Annotated in this window: 13 protein-coding genes; 2 read left to right on the top strand and 11 right to left on the bottom strand. The window is 65.0% G+C overall.

Translation table 11 applies throughout. The annotated features are described in order from the left end of the window. Positions 1-35 precede the first annotated feature (35 nt). From ACVCMJ_RS14885 to ACVCMJ_RS14870, 4 genes are all read right to left on the bottom strand, one after another. Positions 36-452, bottom strand: coding sequence for a PRC-barrel domain-containing protein (locus tag ACVCMJ_RS14885; RefSeq protein ID WP_447082174.1), 417 nt, complete (start codon positions 450-452; stop codon positions 36-38). Positions 453-611: 159 nt separating this feature from the next. Then, positions 612-3335 (bottom strand): ATP-binding cassette domain-containing protein, encoded by a 2724-nt coding sequence (locus ACVCMJ_RS14880; RefSeq protein WP_447082173.1) that lies wholly within the window; start codon positions 3333-3335, stop codon positions 612-614. A gap of 10 nt (positions 3336-3345) precedes the next feature. Next, positions 3346-3666 (bottom strand): DUF883 family protein, encoded by a 321-nt coding sequence (locus ACVCMJ_RS14875; RefSeq protein ID WP_447082172.1) that lies wholly within the window; start codon positions 3664-3666, stop codon positions 3346-3348. A gap of 82 nt (positions 3667-3748) precedes the next feature. Then, positions 3749-4213 carry a hypothetical protein gene (locus ACVCMJ_RS14870; RefSeq protein WP_447082171.1) on the bottom strand — a complete coding sequence of 155 codons (465 nt, stop codon included), beginning with the start codon at positions 4211-4213 and terminating at the stop codon, positions 3749-3751. 351 nt (positions 4214-4564) lie between these two features. On the opposite strand from ACVCMJ_RS14870, the gene ACVCMJ_RS14865 reads away from it, so the two are divergent. Continuing rightward, on the top strand, positions 4565-6043 hold the full coding sequence (locus ACVCMJ_RS14865; RefSeq protein ID WP_447082170.1) for an RNA polymerase factor sigma-54: 1479 nt from the start codon (positions 4565-4567) through the stop codon (positions 6041-6043). Between the two features lie 114 nt (positions 6044-6157). Here ACVCMJ_RS14865 and ACVCMJ_RS14860 read toward each other — a convergent pair whose 3' ends face one another. The 4 genes from ACVCMJ_RS14860 to galU form a co-directional block, all read right to left on the bottom strand. Beyond that, positions 6158-6310, bottom strand: coding sequence for a DUF3309 family protein (locus ACVCMJ_RS14860; protein ID WP_447082169.1), 153 nt, complete (start codon positions 6308-6310; stop codon positions 6158-6160). Between the two features lie 97 nt (positions 6311-6407). Further along, positions 6408-7772: a sigma-54-dependent transcriptional regulator gene (locus tag ACVCMJ_RS14855; RefSeq protein ID WP_447082168.1), complete on the bottom strand. Its 1365-nt coding sequence runs from the start codon at positions 7770-7772 to the stop codon at positions 6408-6410. A 219-nt stretch (positions 7773-7991) separates the two neighbouring features. Next, on the bottom strand, positions 7992-10988 hold the full coding sequence (locus ACVCMJ_RS14850) for an ATP-binding protein (RefSeq protein WP_447082167.1): 2997 nt from the start codon (positions 10986-10988) through the stop codon (positions 7992-7994). An 80-nt stretch (positions 10989-11068) separates the two neighbouring features. Continuing rightward, on the bottom strand, positions 11069-11917 hold the full coding sequence (gene galU, locus ACVCMJ_RS14845) for a UTP--glucose-1-phosphate uridylyltransferase GalU (RefSeq protein ID WP_447082166.1): 849 nt from the start codon (positions 11915-11917) through the stop codon (positions 11069-11071). Between the two features lie 152 nt (positions 11918-12069). Between galU and ACVCMJ_RS14840 the strand changes: the two genes are divergently transcribed. Further along, on the top strand, positions 12070-13077 hold the full coding sequence (locus ACVCMJ_RS14840; protein WP_447082165.1) for an SDR family oxidoreductase: 1008 nt from the start codon (positions 12070-12072) through the stop codon (positions 13075-13077). Here ACVCMJ_RS14840 and ACVCMJ_RS14835 read toward each other — a convergent pair. The 3 genes from ACVCMJ_RS14835 to ACVCMJ_RS14825 are packed head-to-tail and all read right to left on the bottom strand — an operon-like array spanning position 13052 to position 16793. Beyond that, positions 13052-14095 (bottom strand): UDP-glucuronic acid decarboxylase family protein, encoded by a 1044-nt coding sequence (locus ACVCMJ_RS14835; protein ID WP_447082164.1) that lies wholly within the window; start codon positions 14093-14095, stop codon positions 13052-13054. The two genes, ACVCMJ_RS14840 and ACVCMJ_RS14835, sit on opposite strands and share 26 nt — an antisense overlap. Next, entirely contained in the window at positions 14089-15054 is a 966-nt protein-coding gene (locus tag ACVCMJ_RS14830; RefSeq protein ID WP_447082163.1) for a glycosyltransferase, read from the bottom strand. Before ACVCMJ_RS14830 ends, ACVCMJ_RS14835 begins: the two co-directional genes overlap by 7 nt. Beyond that, positions 15051-16793, bottom strand: coding sequence for a carbamoyltransferase family protein (locus tag ACVCMJ_RS14825; RefSeq protein WP_447082162.1), 1743 nt, complete (start codon positions 16791-16793; stop codon positions 15051-15053). The genes ACVCMJ_RS14830 and ACVCMJ_RS14825 overlap by 4 nt, the downstream gene beginning before the upstream one ends. Between the last annotated feature and the right edge of the window lie 10 nt (positions 16794-16803).

Here is a 16803-nt window from a genome sequence, read left to right as displayed (position 1 = left end):
ATCCCGAGCTGAAGCCCGGGACGGCCGCCCGCGCCCTACCAGTAGGGATCCTGTCCATAGTAGGCATAAGTGCGGCGAGCCCACGCATCGTCGGCCATGGACGGCCAGTGGTCCTTGTCGAAACCGGGATCTTCCTTCAGCCGGTCCGCACTGACGTCCAGGACGAAGCATTCGCGGTCCGTATCGAGGGTGAGGGCCCCCCAGGGAATGGCATACAGCTTGTCGCCAATCCCCAGCACGCCGCCCCGCGAGAGCACGCCATAGGCAATGCGTCCGTTGAGCACATCGAGCATGATCTCGTCAATGCTGCCCAGCTTCTCGCCCTGGCTGTTGTAGACATCGTTGCCCTCCAGCGTACTGGCGGCCATCACCTCCGGCCCCGGTCCGGAAGCGTTCGACTTGGGGCTGCCGACGATGTCGGCACCCCGAACTTCTTCCTTGTCTCGATTCATGCTTGACTCCCTTTCCTCGATTCGGCGGACTTCCGTCCGCCTGCGGCAGTGCAACACTGCCTCCGACTGCCACCCAACCGGGCGACCCGCTTTCGGAGCCCACAGCGAAATGGCCCCGGTTGCCGGGAAAGAGCAAGTAGCGTGCCGTCCGGGCGGCGGTCAGTGTGGAGCGGGTACCGCTGGCAGACGCGCCCGCGGATGAGCCATCGCGGCGACGCTGGCAACGAGTTCGCGCGGATCCACCGGCTTCCCGAGGTGGATCTGAAAGCCCGCGAGCAAGGCCCGCAGGCGATACTCCGGCGCGTCGTGGCCGGACAGGGCAATCGCCGGCAAACGCTTTCCCAGAGGAACCTGCGCGGCGGCCTCGCGGGCCCGGACGCGGGCGATGACCTCGTCCCCATCGATATCGCCCAGCGACATGTCGCAGACCAGCACATCGGGCCACTGCGCGCGGGGCCGCCGCAATGCATCCACTACCGCGGTCCCGTTCGTCAACACTTCCAGCCGCGCTCCGGCCTCCGTCAGCACGGCCGCCAGCAGCGCGCGGGCTTCCTCCTGGTCGTCGACCAGCATGACGTCCAGTCCGTGCAGATCGCTGTGCTCGGGGGGAACCGGCGTTTGAGTTTCCACGGGCGCCACCGATCGCAGCGAAAATTCCAGCGTATAGCTCATCCCCCCTCCTTCCTCGGACCTCGTGCTGAACTGCCCTCCCTGCCGCTGCGTCTCGGCGGCCAGGGTGGCCGGATCCAGGGCGGCCGCCCTGGCCAGTACAGGGTCGGCCGGCACGTCGACTACGACGTCGGCTTCACGGGGCGCCCGCCCGTCGGTCACCGTCAGCCTCGTCACCGAACCCTCTCGCATGAGATGCAAGGCCATGCGTCCACCGGGCGGTGTCGAGCCCAGCGCGTGCAGGAAAAGATCCCAGATGAGCCGTTGCAAGGCCCCGGGATCCCCCGTAATGCGGGCTGCCTCGGCACCAATGAAGGTATACAGGTTGACGCCGCGACTCCGCAGCATGTCGCGGGTGGCATCCAGCACACCCGCCGCCAGCGCCACCAGATTGACCGGCTGATGCGCGGCCGCCCGGTCTGTTTCCTCGAGCGCGCCGAGCTGACGCTGCAGTTGCCACATCTGCGCATAGACGCCGCCTGTGGCCAGTAGCGTATCGTGCGTGCCCGACTCGATGACCCTGCCGTGGTCGAGCACGACGATGCGATCCGCGCCCACGATGGTCGAGAGCCGGTGCGCAATGATGAGCGTGGTGTGGTCGCGGGCGATGCGATCCAGCTCGTGCTGGATCGCTCGCTCCGTGCGGGTATCCAGCGCCGAGGTCGCTTCATCGAAGATCATGATGGCCGGCCGCTTGAGCAAGGCTCGGGCAATGGCGATCCGCTGGCGCTCGCCGCCCGACAGCTTCAGGCCGCGTTCGCCCACCGGCGTCTCATAGCCCGCGGGCAGGCTCTCGATGAATTCATGGACGCGCGCCGCACGGGCGGCCTCGATGATTTCCTCGCGAGTGGCGTCCGCGCGTCCGTAGCCGATGTTATAGCCGATCGTATCGTTGAACAGCAGCGTATCCTGGGGCACGATGCCGACCGTTCCCCGCAGACTTGCGATGCCGACCTGGCGCAGGTCCTGGCCATCGATCAGCACGCGGCCCTCGCCGGGATCATAGAAGCGCAGCAGCAAGCGCGCCAACGTGGACTTCCCCGAGCCGCTCCCGCCGACCACTGCCAGGGTGCTCCCGGCCGGGATGTGCAGGTCCACGTCCCACAGAATCTGGCGACCCGGTTCGTAGCCGAACGATATGTTTTGAAAGACCACCTCGCCGGGGCCCGCCTTCAGGGCGGGCAGTCCGGTTTCGCTACCCGGTTCTGGAGGCAGCAGCAAGAGCGCACAAACGTTCTCGGCGGCGATGAACGATTCACGGGCCTGCCGCACGATCATCCCCAGCGCATTCAGCGGCAGACAAATCTGGATGATGTAGGCGTTGATCAGCACGAGGTCGCCCACCGACATCCGGGCGCCCGCGACTTGCTGGCCGGCCAGCACCATCACCGCTCCCACTCCGAACGCGATGATGCCTGCCTGGCCGACATGCAGCCGGGACAGGGAATTCTGATTCCGCACGCCGGCATGCACCCATTGGTTCAGCACGTCGCCCAGTCGTGCCGCTTCGCGCCGCTCCGCGGAATTGAGCTTGACGGCCTCATAGTTGAGGAGGCTGTCGACGAGCCGCCCGCTCATTTGGGAATCGAACTCGTTCAGCCGCCTCTGCAGCGGCGTGCGCCGACGGATCAGTATGGACGTATAGCTGGCATAGGCCGCAAAAGTGAGGGCGACCATCAGCGCGAACCAGAGGCTGTAATCGGCCACCAGAACGATCACGACGGAGACGATCTCGACGAGGGTCGGCAGCAGCGAAAACAGCGCCGTGCCGACAAGGAAGCCGACGCCGGCAGTCCCCCGCTGCAAGTCGCGCGTCATGCTGCCCGTGCGTTGCCCCCCGTGAAAGGCGGCCCCCAGCGACTGCAGATGCCCGAAAAGGCGCAAGGTGAAATCGGCCACCGTGCGCTGCGCGATCGGCGCGAACACGACGTCGCGCAGTTCGGTGAAGAGACTGCCGCCGAAGCGCAGCACCGTATAGCCGAGCAGGAGAAATACGGGCAGAGTCAGGGGACCTGGACCGCTGAGCACGTCGACGATGTGCTTGAGCACCACCGGCACGGCCACCATCAGCAGTTTGGCGGCTACGAGCAACGCGAGTGCCAGACCCGTACGGCCGCGCTGGTCCCAGAGCGCTGCGGCGATCGTGCGAATCAGTTCACTGCGCGCGACCGCAGCCGCAGCCTCCTCGCCCATGGGGGGCGATCGACTTTCCATGGAGCGAGGTCTACCGCCGCATGGAACGACGCGCCAGGCAGAACGCCGTGATCGCACCGATCACGGCAGCCACCGCGATCGATTCCCAGGCGTGGCGGTGCGCACACTGGTCGGTGGCGCGGGCCAGGCGGCTCACCCCGTCCGTCGCAGCGTCCCGCCACTCACCCGCACGGTCAGCAGCGCTTTCCCATTGGCGCCGGAGCCGGTCCCGCCCCGTATCCAGGTCGGCCTCCGCGTAGGAAACGCCGCGTCTCAATAGCTCGCCGGTATCCCGCATGGCCCGGCCCAGCCGGCCTTCGTCGCCGGAGTCTTCGCGATGATGTCTGTGCATGGTTTCTCCCCGTTTCAAATGATCGTCCGGCGACGTGCCGGACTCGTGGCGCCCGTCGGCCTCGTGCCAACGGCCGCCGGCTTCAGGCTGACGCTGCGAATCGGGCTTCCTTGATGCAGGCGATGAACGCATAAGCGACGGCACCGGCGAAGGCTTCGTCGAACCATGGGTAGGCCCCGCTGACGCCCACCACCACGCCGTCGATGGAGACGCTGCCCCAGAGGGGCTTCTCGCCCTCGGTCAGGCACTGGGGCGCGATGTCGCACACCCGATGGCCATCCAATCCGCTGCGCCAACTCATCCAGGCCTTGCCGCGCGCATACGCGGCGTAATCCGCATCCCACTGCTCCCGGTCTCCCAGGCTCTCTTCATAGAGAATGGCCTCCTCGAATTCGGCCGTGCCCGCCGACATCAGCGGATTCATGACGACCACGTGGAGGAAGCCACTGTCGCCCGCCTCGCGCGAAGCCATCGCGGAAGTGATCATCGGCATCACGAGGCGCACGGCACGCGCCGCCGTCTCACGGTCAAAGAAGGCACCCCTCATGACCACTCTCCCGCCACAACCGCCACCGTGTTGTCCGCCACCCGCAGCCTCCAGATTCGCATTGCTTCAGCCGCTGCGGGCCGCAAGTCTCGTTCCCGCCGCCCCCCGCGCAGTCCCAATTCGCCGCAAAGCCCTATAAATATTGCCGACACCGGCACATTCTTCCCACGCCAACACACTGACCGCCGGCGCGACACACCGCCGCGCAAAACGTCATCAGCGTTGCAAGAGTAGGGGAAGCGGCTCGATCGGCCTTCCCGGCCGGCTTCCGAACGCCTGTACGAAAACCGGGCATGATTTTTGCTTTCAGTTTGGAGTCGACAGCCACTCTGTCCTTCAGGGGAACATCCGATGTACGCCAGACAGGAACTTCAGATGCGTCAGAGCGTGACGCTTGCGCCCAAGCTGCAGCAGTCCGTCAAACTGCTGCAGATGTCGACACTGGAGTTTCAGCAGGCAGTCCGCCATGCGCTGGACTCCAACCCGTTCCTCGAAGAGCCCGAAGACGGCCTGGATGGAGAGACCGACGGGACGCCCGGCGGTAATGCGCTGCCGGTCGTCCCGGACCAGAACGAAAGCATCCTTCCGATGGGGCCCGCGGACGAGGCCGTCGAGACGCCCGAAAACCTGACTGCCACCGAGCCACAGTCCGCCTACCCCGGGGATTACCCTCGACCTTATGTCGAAGGCTACAGCGATCCCACCGAGCGGGAAGCCACCGCCGGCTCCTTGCGGGAACAACTCTTCAGGGCGCTGGGCGCGCTGCCGCTCTCGGTCCGTGATCGCAACCTGGCCGCCTACCTGATCGACTCGCTGGATGGCGACGGCTATTTGCGCTGCTCGCTGGATGAGTTGGCCAGCGCGGAAGCGTTCGATCCAGCCCCCGAAGAGAGCGAGTGGCGCACGGCGCTGTATCACGTCCAGCACATGCTGGCCCCCGGGATCGGGGCGCGCGATCTGCGCGAATGTCTGCTTCTGCAACTGCGGGCCTCCCACCCTTCGGTGGCCGAAGATTCCGTCCACCGGCTCGCCCTCACCATCGTGGAGGACCATTTGCCCCGCATGGCGCGCAACGATTGGGCGGGATTGCTGCGCGAGCTCGACGTCGATGGGGTAGCCCTGAAGGAGGCCTTTGATCTGATCCGGACGCTGGACCCCAGACCGGGCCTGCGCTACGACGAAGGACCCGTCCAATATGTCATCCCCGACGTCGTGGTCGACAAGGTCTCGGGCCACTGGCGCGTCCGGCTGAACCGGGCTGCGATGCCGCAGGCGCGCGTGCACCGGCAGTACGCCGACTGGTTGCGAAATGCCCGCTGTGCCGACCGCGAACCCCTGGCGCAAGAACTGCAGGAAGCCCAATGGCTCATCCGCAATATCGAGCAGCGCTACACCACCATCCGCCGCGTCGCAGAGGCGATCGTGCTCCGTCAACGGCGGTTCTTCGACTACGGCGACGTGGCCCTGCGGCCCATGATGCTGCGAGAGGTGGCCGATGATCTCGAAATCCACGAGTCGACCGTCTCGCGCGCCACCGCCAACAAATACATGATCACTCCCCGCGGCCTGCTGGAATTCCGCCATTTCTTTTCCCGTGAACTGGGAACCCAGACGGGCGGCACCTGTTCCGCCAACGCAGTGCGGGCCCTGATCCAGGAGCTGGTGGAAGCCGAGGACACCACGCGGCCCTTGTCCGACGTGGACCTGACTCACCAGCTCGCCCGACATGGCATTGTCGTGGCCCGTCGCACGGTCACCAAGTATCGCGGGCAACTCCACATCCCCGCCGTCGAATTGCGGCGGGTTCACGCCCAGGCCAGCGCAGAATGAATGATGTCCCGCCGCTCCTGGGAGCGCCGGGACACGTGCCTGACGGAGGACGGGTCGGGAATCCCGAACGGGCTGCTGTGCACCCTGCTCTCGCCAGGCCCGTTCAGCGGTGCCTCAGATTCTTCCCATCAACAGCAGAACGATGGCGATGATGAGCAGCACCCCGACGGTGCCACCCGGAAAATAGCCCCAGGTGCGACTGTAAGGCCACGCAGGAATCACGCCGATGAGCAGGATAATCAACAGCACAACCACGATCGCGGACATTAGCTTCTCCTTGTTGGGGTGAACAGACAGCCCCTGCTGTCCGCCCCCTTACAAGCAAATCGCGTGCCTGACTTCGACGCGCTCACTCACGCCATGGTCAATCGTCCTGGCCGTCCGTACCGCCGCCCTGGGGCACCCGATAACCGTCAGCGGTATAGGTCTCCAGGCGGTTATAAAGCGTCTTGGAGCTGACCCCCAGCGTTTCCGCCGTCCGCTTCTTGATTCCGCCGCAATGGGCCAACGTCGCCAGGATCAAACGGCGATCGGCCTCGGCCAACGTGGTACCTACCGTGAGGGTGATGCCATTCGCGTCGTCCCCACTGCCCTCCGTTCCCAGGCCGACCGGAAGAGAAGCCGCATCGATCTCATCGCCATCGGCCATGATGTAGGCGCGCCGTACGTGATTGCGCAACTCGCGGACATTGCCCGGCCATTCGTACGATTTCATCCAGGCCAAGGCGGATTCGCTGAAAACGTTCGACGTGCCGCCCTCTGCGTTCAAACCAGCGAGAAAGTGGTTGGCCAGCAGTTCGATGTCATCCCCCCGAGCGCGCAGCGGGGGCAGCTCCAGGGGGAATACCGCAAGGCGATAATAAAGATCCTCGCGCAGCTTGCCTTCGCGCACCGCCTCTTCAGGTCTGCGATTCGTCGCCGCCACCACCCGCACGTCGCAGGACAGTTCCTGATGGGTCCCCACGCGCATGAAGCGGCCGGTTTCCAGCACGCGCAGCAGTTTCACCTGAAGATCGGCCGGCATTTCCGTGATCTCGTCCAGAAAGAGCGTGCCGCCGTCCGCGCGTTCGAAATAGCCCTTGTGCTGGCGCTCGGCGCCGGTAAAGCTGCCGCGCTCGTGACCGAACATCTCGCTTTCAATCAGGTTGGTGGCGATCGCCCCGCAATTCACGGCAATGAACGGCTTGTCACGCCGCTTGCTGAATTGATGGACCGCACGGGCCGCGAGTTCTTTTCCTGTCCCGCTTTCGCCGATCACAAGGACGGTCGCATCACTAGGGGCAACGCGGGAAATCTGTTGATAGACGGACAACATGGGCGCCGATTCACCAATCATGTCGCCGAAGCGGCCTTGATCGGACACCGCCGCGCAGCCGTGAGCCGCCGAGACTCGCCGAAAGATTTTCTCCAGGCGGTCCATGCTCACGGGCTTGATCAGATAGTCCTGGGCACCGAGGCGCAGCGTCTGCACAGCCGTTTCGGTGCTGCTCTGGCCCGTGATGACCACGATCTCCGCGCCGAGCGCCGCAGCGCTCCGGCAAACGTCGATGCCGTCGCCGTCAGGCAGGCCAAGATCGGCCAGCACCAAGTCGGGGGGCTGCATGTCAAGTTGAAGCATCGCGTCCCGGATGGTGTCGACCTCCGCCACCGAATATCCGCAATCCCTGGCGACTTCCGCCAGCGTCTCGCGTACCAACGCATCGTCATCTATAACAAGCACATGAGGCATGATCTCTCCGTTTTTAATCTTCTGCCAAACACCACAACGAAGCTCGGCACCCGTCCCGAGACGGGTGCCGACAATCCCCAGACAAAGTCATTATGCCGAACGACAATGCAAATGCTGCATGAAGGTTCGGATTATTTCCGATTTTGCATTTGCTAGCAGTTGAGAAACCATCGGCAGGAATACCGGGCTAGCGGATTGCCGAGAAGGAGGCAATTCCAGTCACGAAGCAGACGTCGGGATGTGCGGCGAATGCAGGCGGTTATGTTCCGCCAGCATGTGGCGCACTCGCGTCGCCAGCGCCTCCAGGGTGAACGGCTTGATGATGTAATCCATGCCCGGCCCGCGCAGCACGGGATTTCCGGAAGGGTCCTGCAAGTAGCCGGTCATGAACAGCACGGACAGGTCCGGATAGAGTTTGCAGGCCCGCGCCGCCAGCTCCGGGCCGTCCAGGCCCGGCAAGCCGATATCAGTGATCAACAGATCCAGGCGCGAGGCATCGGCCACCTGCTGAATCCCTCCGGGGCCATCGACGGCCGTCAATACCGTCACCCCAAGGCCGGCTATGGTCTCCGCCGCCATCTCACGAACCGTTTGATCATCTTCAACCACCAGGACCACCGCGTCGTGGACATCGTCATCCTGCAGGCCCACATCCGCCGCCAGCCGCAGGGTCTCCATGGATCGATGTCCTACGTGGCGGGGCAGCACCAGACGGACCGTGGTGCCTTCGCCCGCCGCACTGCGGACGACCAGCGTCCCTCGGGCCTGCTGAGCAAACCCGTACCCCATCGGCAAGCCGAGCCCGCTGCCCGCTCCCGTGGGCTTGGTCGTAAAGAACGGCTCGAATACCTGCGCCAGGACATCGGGGGCCATGCCACTCCCGTTGTCGCTGACTGCAATCTCGACATAATTGCCGGCCGGCAACTCGGGCGCCGTGTCCGACCCTGGGCCTTGGATTCTGACGTTGCGGGTGCTCAGCACGATGGTGCCCGAGGCCTCGATCGCATCACAGGCATTGATGACGAGATTCAGCAACACGCTCTCCAACTGGTTGACGTCGCAGCGTACCGGCCAGATATTGGGCGACAGATCGAACCTCAAGGCAATCCGCTCGCCCGTATACCGGCGAAACAGATCTTTCATGGAGAGCAGGACGTCGCCAGGATCGCAGGGCTGCGGATCCACGGGTTGCCGGCGCGAGAAGGTCAACAGGCGCCTGGTCAATTGTCCGGCGCGCCCGCAGGCCTTGCCGGCAAGCGTGATGTAGCGGCGCACTCCCTCGAAGTCCTGGCCCGCCAATTTGCGTTCCATCATGTACAGCGAACCCGTGATTCCCTGCAGCATGTTGTTGAAGTCATGCGCAATTCCGCTGGTCAAGCGACCGACGGCCTCGAGCTTCTGGGACTGGCGCAGGGCGGCCTCCGCTTCGGTCAGAACCCGCGCCTGCTCCTTGATGAGCGTCTCGTCCCGCCCGACCAGATACAGGTGCCCCATGGCGGAGGACATGGTCCAATGGATCCAGCAGTAGCCTCCCCCATGGCGGCGCATCCGATTCTCCATATGGAACAGCCCGGTACCCTCGCCGGATAACGCCTGGTTGACGATGGCGCGCGTGGCCGGCTGGTCCTCGGGATGGACCAATGCGGAAAACCCCATCGCAATGAATCGCTCGGGCGTCCACCCCAGGATGGCACGTGTGGCGGGACTCACGCTGAGAAACTGCGCGCCAGCATCCATCAACCCCAGGATGTCTGGCGACAGGCGCCAGACGCGGTCCCGTTCGGCGATGGCCTGTTCGACGCGCTCTTGCAATTGCAGCGCATGCTGGCACCGCTCGAGTGCGTTGCAAAGGCGCTCGGCGGTGTTCTCGACCGTCTCGCATTCCAGACGAGAAAGAGGCCGGGCATCCGCGGTGCGCGCAACCAGGGCGGTGTGAAATCGTCCCCAGTGGCCCAACGGCACGATCAGCCCATCCTGTCCCGAGCCCTCCAGCTGCCGCAGCGGCAGGGCGACATCGCCCTTCACGGCCTCTCGGATCGCAGCCAGAGCGTCCGCCAGGGGCGCTTGTGCATCATCACCATGCGGCCAGTGTGCCGTCGTTTCCAGCGTTCCATCGTCCTTGGCGAGCCTCAATACGCAGACCGAGTCGAGAGCCAGATGCTGTCCCAATGCCTCGCACGTTGCATCCTCGACTTTCTGGGGCTCGTTGAGCATGCGCAACTGGTCGCCCAATGAAAGCTGGAAGGCCTTGTGCCGCTGGTCTTCGAGCAGCTCGGCCTCGACGATCTTGCGCGCGGACACATCGAGCAGCAGCACGATGATCCGGTCGGATCCTTCCTGGCGCGAGCGCGCCTCGTACCAGGCGGGCGGCGGCCCGGGTATGGAATATTCGGCCTGCGCCGGCTCCCCGGTTTCCGCCACCCCCACGAACATGTCGATGATCCTGGAGGGAATCTGGCGGAGTACCTCGCGCAGCGAGCGGCCCACGCAGTTTCCGTCGCACACGCCATCGCAGCAGGCGCACTGGGACTGGAAGGCCGGATTGACCTCCAGCAGCCGAAAGTCGGCCACGGCGCCGCCATCGCTGCGAACTGCCTCCGCCAGGAAGAACCCTTCCCGCATACCCGCGAACATGCTGCGCCAACGGCGGGCGCTTCGCAGCAACTCATGTTCGGTGCGATGGCGCTCCATCGCCAGGCCGATGGTATGCGCCACCAGCGCAACGGCGTCCAGATTGTGCTGGGAGGGCAGAAGATTGCAGGCGTAGTAGTTCGAGAACACGCCTAGCAGCGCGCCATCCGGGCTCTTGATGGGCGTCGACCAGCAGGACTGGAGTCCCAATGGCCGCAAGGACTCATACCACGATTGCCATTCCGGGTGCTGGGGGATGTCGACCACGTAGGCCGGCTCGCCGCTGGAGCCGGCCTGCCCCCACGGGCCGAGCGCCGGACTGATGGAGGCACCACTGAATGCGGCGAGGTGGGCAGCCGGCAGACTGGGACCGACTCCGGAGGAGAAACGGCCCGCTCCGTCGGCCAGCAAGACGGACGTGCGCAGCGGCACGCTGGACTGAGCCTCGATCATTGCGAGGAGGCGCTCCAACACGCGGACCAGCGGCTCGCCTTCGTGAATGCGGCGCAGCAGGGCGCGCTCGTCTTCGAGCCGGGTCCGTGTATCGGACCAAGCGTTACCCAGCGGGCTGGATCGGGTCAACATCTTCCGGCTCCCCCATGCTTTCCATGCAGCCACCCGGCCCCGACAGGGCCACATGCCGAATCACCGTGGGAGGCTCCCGATCAGGCCACGATTTCCGCCTCGAACTGGTGATACTTGCGCCCAAGTTCGACAGTGGCCTGGTAGAAACCTTCCTTGCTGCCACAATCATATCGCGTACCTTCGTACTGGTACCCGAGGACCCGGCGCTTTTTCATCAGGGCCGCAATCCCGTCCGTGAGCTGGATCTCTCCGCCCACGCTTGGAACCAGATTCTCCAGGCATGCGAAGATCTCGGGCTCAAGGACATATCGTCCGACCACGCCCAATGTCGTGGGGGCCGTTTCCGGGGAAGGTTTTTCCACGATTCCCTGCAGCAGCATCGTATCGTCGCGCTGGCGCCGTCCGCGGACGATTCCATATCGGTCCGTATGCGCCAGCGGCACTTCCTGCAAGGCCAGCACGCTCGCATCGTGCTTCTGCGCGACCTCCAGCATCTGCCCGATCGCCGGGCGCTGTCCGTCGATCAGGTCATCGGCCAGCAAGACCGCAAAGGGCTCATCGCCCACCAGGGATCGTGCGCACAGCACCGCATGCCCCAGTCCCAGCGGCGATGCCTGCCGGGTATAGACGCATTCCACCTGGGGGGGCAGCACATCGCGCACCGCATGCAGCAACACGGTCTTGTGCCGCTGCTCCAGCGCGCGTTCCAACTCGGGGGCCCGGTCGAAGTGGTCTTCGATCGGATGCTTGTTGCGTCCCGTCACAAAGATCAGCTCAGTGATACCCGCCGCAATGGCCTCTTCCACCGCGTACTGGATGAGTGGTTTGTCGATGATGGGAAGCATCTCCTTGGGCATGGCCTTGGTGGCCGGCAAAAAACGGGTGCCCAGGCCCGCGACGGGGAAGACTGCCTTGCGTATCGTCTGCATGGTTTGTTCTCATCGAATGACGGCCAGCCAGCCGCAACAGACGGCAGGAAGCAATTGCCATGCCCGAGCGGCCGCCGCGTCGAGTCGGGAACGCGCCTTGCCATCCCAAGGCCGCACACTCCGTCCTCAAGCCCGCCTCCAGGAGAACCACCATGGCCAAGAAGACTTCCCACAGCGACGTCGAGCGCACCGCGTCCCGCCAGCGCGAGATTCAGCAAGAACAGGAATCCAGGGAACGGAAAGGCGGCTCCGGTGAGTCGCGGGACCAAGCCGCAAGCCACCGCTCGGCCGCGCCAGGACAAGAGAAAGAACCCAGTCCGCCGCAGCCGAAACAGCATCAGGAAAAGCCCGGCCATGAATCCGATCTGAACCCCGCACCCCGAAACCGCGCGCCGGCCTACCAAGGCAGCGGCAAGCTCAGGGGCATGGCAGCGCTGATCACCGGGGGGGACTCGGGCATAGGCCGAGCCGTTGCGATTCTGTTTGCCCGAGAAGGCGCGGACGTCGCCATCGTCTACCTGAACGAGCACAAAGACGCGGCGCATACGCGGGATGCCGTGCGGGCGGAAGGTGCGCGGTGCATCGTCATCAGCGGCGACGTGCGCGATTCCGCCTTTTGCGAGAGCGCCGTGGCGGAGACCGTCGGAAAACTGGGCCACCTGGACATCCTGGTCAACAACGCCGCCTTCCAGGAGCACGCCGCTTCGTTGGAAGAAATCTCCAATGCCCATTTCGAAGAGACCCTGGACACCAATATCGGCGGCTACTTCTACATGGCCCGCGCGGCGCTGCGCCACATCCCGAGCGGCGGATGCATCATCAATACGGGCTCGGTCACCGGACTGCGGGGCAGCGCCAAGCTGCTGGATTATTCCGCCACCAAAGGTGCGATCCATGCCTTCACCCGGTCGTTGGCCTCCAATCTGGTCGAACGCGGCATCCGCGTCAATGCCGTCGCTCCCGGCCCCGTCTGGACCCCGTTGAACCCGGCCGACGCCCCGGCCGACAAGGTGTCGAGCTTCGGGCAGCAGACCCAGTTCGGGCGCCCCGCGCAACCCGAGGAACTCTCCCCGGCCTATGTTTTCCTGGCGTCACCGGCCTGCGCGAGCTACATCACCGGCATCGTGCTGCCCATTACCGGCAATGCTGGCGACTATTGAGCTCCTGAATCACGGTCAGGGCAGCGCTGGCTGCGTCCGCTTCCGCGCGCTCCGATGCCCGCGCGAGCCAATGCTCGAAGTAGGCGGCCGTGCGGCGCAGGCCTTCGCGCGGCCGCACGGTGGGCCGCCATCCCAGCAGCCGCCGGGCGCGCTCGATGTCGGGGCGCCGATGCGTGGGATCGTCCGCCGGCCGCTCCTTGTGGACGATAGAGACCTCGCGCCCCGTCACTTCGCCCACGAGGCGGGCCAGCATCAGCATGCTGAGTTCTTCCGGATTGCCGAGATTCACCGGAGCGGATATTTCCGGTCCGCTCTCCATGAGCCGGACCATTCCCTCGATCAGGTCGCTGATATAGCAAAATGAACGAGTCTGCATCCCGTCGCCATACACGGTCAGCGGCTCGCCGGCGAGGGCCTGCATCAGGAAGTTGGAGACGACGCGCCCGTCATCCGGCGCCATGCCCGGTCCGTACGTATTGAAAATCCGGGCGATCTTGACGGTGATGCCGGTCTGCCGCGCGTACTCGGTGCACAGCACCTCCGCGCAACGCTTGCCCTCGTCATAGCAGGCGCGGGGTCCCACCGGATTGACGTTCCCCCAATAGGTCTCGATCTGGGGATGCACCTGTGGCTCGCCGTAAATCTCGCTGGTAGAGGCCTGCAACACCCTGGCTCCCTTTTCCTGCGCCAGATCCAGAACGCGCATCGCGCCCAGCACGCACGTCTGTATCGTGTCGACCGGATCCGCCTGGTAATGGACGGGCGACGCGGGGCAGGCCAGGTTGTAGATACGGTCAAGCCCACCCTCCAGCCGGATCGGCTGCGCCACGTGCTGCTCCAACAGCGAGAAACCGGAATGAAGGCTCAGCTCCGTCAGTTCCTCGCGGCTACTGCTGTGAAAGTCGTCCAGGCAAATGACTTCGCTGCCCTCCCGCAGCAGCCGCAAGATCAGGTGCCGGCCCAAAAAACCCGCTCCCCCCGTGACAAGAACGCGGGAATGGTTTCCCATCGTCAACATGTGTCCTCCAGTACCGTGTTGAACGCCGCATTCCAATCCGCGGCAAATCGCGCCATGCCGAAGCGGGCCAGCGCCTTGCGCCTGGCGTTCGCGCCCCAGGTGCGCGCCATGACCGGATCGCGCTCCAGCCGCAGGGCTGCATCCAGCCATGCCTGCTCTTGAGTGTCCACAAAGCCATCCTCTCCGTTGCTGATGAGGCTTGCGAGCTCCGTCGCGGCAAAGCCCACGACCGGTACGCCGCACAGCATGGCCTGCACGATCGACAATCCCAGGCTGGTATAACGAATGGGCGAAAAAAGATAGCGATACCGCCCCACGAGCCGCGAAACGTCCCGACCGGGCACTTCGCCCAGTCCCCCCGGCAGGTGCTCCGAGCCCATGCCGATCAGATCCAGCGACAACCGTTGCCGCGCGCGCTCGTACAGATCCAGGCCGAGGCGCCGGCCGCGGCGCTCGATGTGATTCACGACCGTGATGCCGCGCGGCAATTCGCCCGTCTGGAGCGGACCGGGATCCGGCAGGCCGTGCTCGATGACCCGGGCTGGCATCCCGGGGGAAAGCCACATGACCGCGTTGTAATGCGTGACATGGACCAGCAGGCCGCGTGGATGGCGAAAGGGATGCCAGCTGTCGGTGGGATGGGGCTCGGGCGTGTTGTGCTCGATGTAGATGCTGGGAAGGCTGCGCTGCGCCCGCGTCAGCAGTTCGGCGGCGTCCGCCAGGTTGTCGCGGGACTGATACACCACCAGATCCAGAGCCTCGTCCCGCAAGGCCGAGGGCGCCGTCAGGTGAAGGCCGTCCGGCCAGTCCAGGGCGGGCGTGGGCGGCGTGTACCCGTTGCGCCCGCCCTCGACCGGAATGATCCAGTCGTGCGGGAGCTGGGTCAGCGCGTGCAGATAGTTGCCATGCACGTTCCAGACGAGAATGCGAAGGCGGCGCGGGGAGTCCTGGCCGATCATTCGGATTTCTCCACCAGGAAGCTGCCGATCGCCAGTGCGTCCAGCGGCGACGTGAAGAACGCTTCGAGCGCATCCCGGGGCGTGCAGACAATGGGTCGGCTGCGGGTGTTGAACGACGTATTGACCAATACCGGTACCCCGGTGCGGTCCTGGAAGGCGCGCAACAGGTCGTAATAGAGGGGATTCTGCTCCCGACGCACCGTCTGGATGCGGGCGGTGCCGTCCGTGTGGCGCACAGCCGGAATGAGACCGGCGCGCCGGGGCAGCACGTCGTAGACAAACAGCATGAAGGGCGCCGCGATGGAAGATTTGGCGCCGGCGTCAAACCATTCGTGCGCGCATTCCTCGATGACCGCGGGGGCGACAGGCCGGAAGTCTTCGCGATCCTTCAGCCAATTCAGCCGCCCCTGCATGTCGGCGTCCATGGGCGAGGCCAGGATCGAGCGATGGCCCAGCGCACGAGGGCCGAACTCCATCCGGCCCTGGAACCAGGCAATGATCTTGCCCGCCGCAAGCAGCTCCGCCGCAGCGGTGGCAATGTCCGGCTCGCGACGGTACTTCAGGTGAGCACGGTCCAGGTCCCGTTCGATGTTCTCATCCGAAAAGGACGGTCCCAGATCCGCGCGAGTCATCGTCCATCGAGCGCCCCGGTGCGGTCCGTGAAAATCGTCGACGTAAAGGGCGGCGCCCAGCGCCGTGCCCGCATCCCCGGCCGCTGGCTGCACCCAGACATTCTCGAAAGGCCCGTCGCGCGCAATCCGCGAATTCATCACGCAGTTCAGGGCCACGCCGCCCGCCATGCAGAGATTCCGTTCACCCGTCCTGCGGTGCAGCCACCCCGCCATGTGCAACACCGTCTCCTCCAGCACCTTCTGCAGCGAACTCGCAATGTTCAGATGATGGGGCTGGAGGGTTTCACCTCGCCGGCGCGCCGGGCCAAACCGTTCCACGAGCCGCGCCGGCTGCAGGGAAAATCCGCCATCCTCCTCCAGCCGCAGGATGTCCCGGAATTCTGCCAACAGATCCGGCTTGCCGTACGAAGCCAGGGCCATCACCTTGTACTCGTCGCTGGCGCGCAAGAAGCCCAGATACTGCGTGACTTCCTCATACAGCAGCCCGAGCGAATGCGGCATCCGGATCTGCTTCAGGCGCGTGTATTCCCCGTTGCGGAACTGGCCGTAGCTGGTCGTCACGCCTTCTCCCCGCCCGTCCATCGTCAGCACCGCGGAGGACTGAGCCGGCGAAGCCAGGTACGCGCTGGCCTCGTGGCATAAATGGTGATCCAGATACGTCCAGCGCTCGCGTATCTCTTCAAGGGTCGCGCTCTCGAAGCGCGGCTTCAGGTGCAGCGGCGCAGCCGCCGCCAATTGGCGGGGCGCGTTCACGATATAGGATAGAAACAGGGGATCCCACGGAGACCTGCCGGCCTGTGGCGCCCCCGCGCGTGACGGCTCCAGGGGCAGCCGGATATCTCCGTCCGGCGTCACCGCCCCATGGTCCAGCAAAGCGGGATCGAAGGCATAGGCAATGTGGTCGACCGCCCGCAGGGCGATGCCGGCGGCGCCCAGGCAATAATCCATGGCATGGAAGGGAAGCTCCCAGGCCGTGAACGGCACGGGCCGCTTGCCGTGCTTGACGCGGGTGAAACGCTCTTCCTCAGCCGCCGCGATGACTTCGCCGTCGCGCACCAGCGCGGCGGAGCAATCATGAAAGGCAGCATTGACTCCCAGCGTATACATAATGACTCCG

The organism is Castellaniella sp. UC4447_H14 (assembly GCF_052978285.1).
Note: the sequence above shows the minus strand (reverse complement) of the source record. Positions and strands in the feature narration are given on the sequence as shown.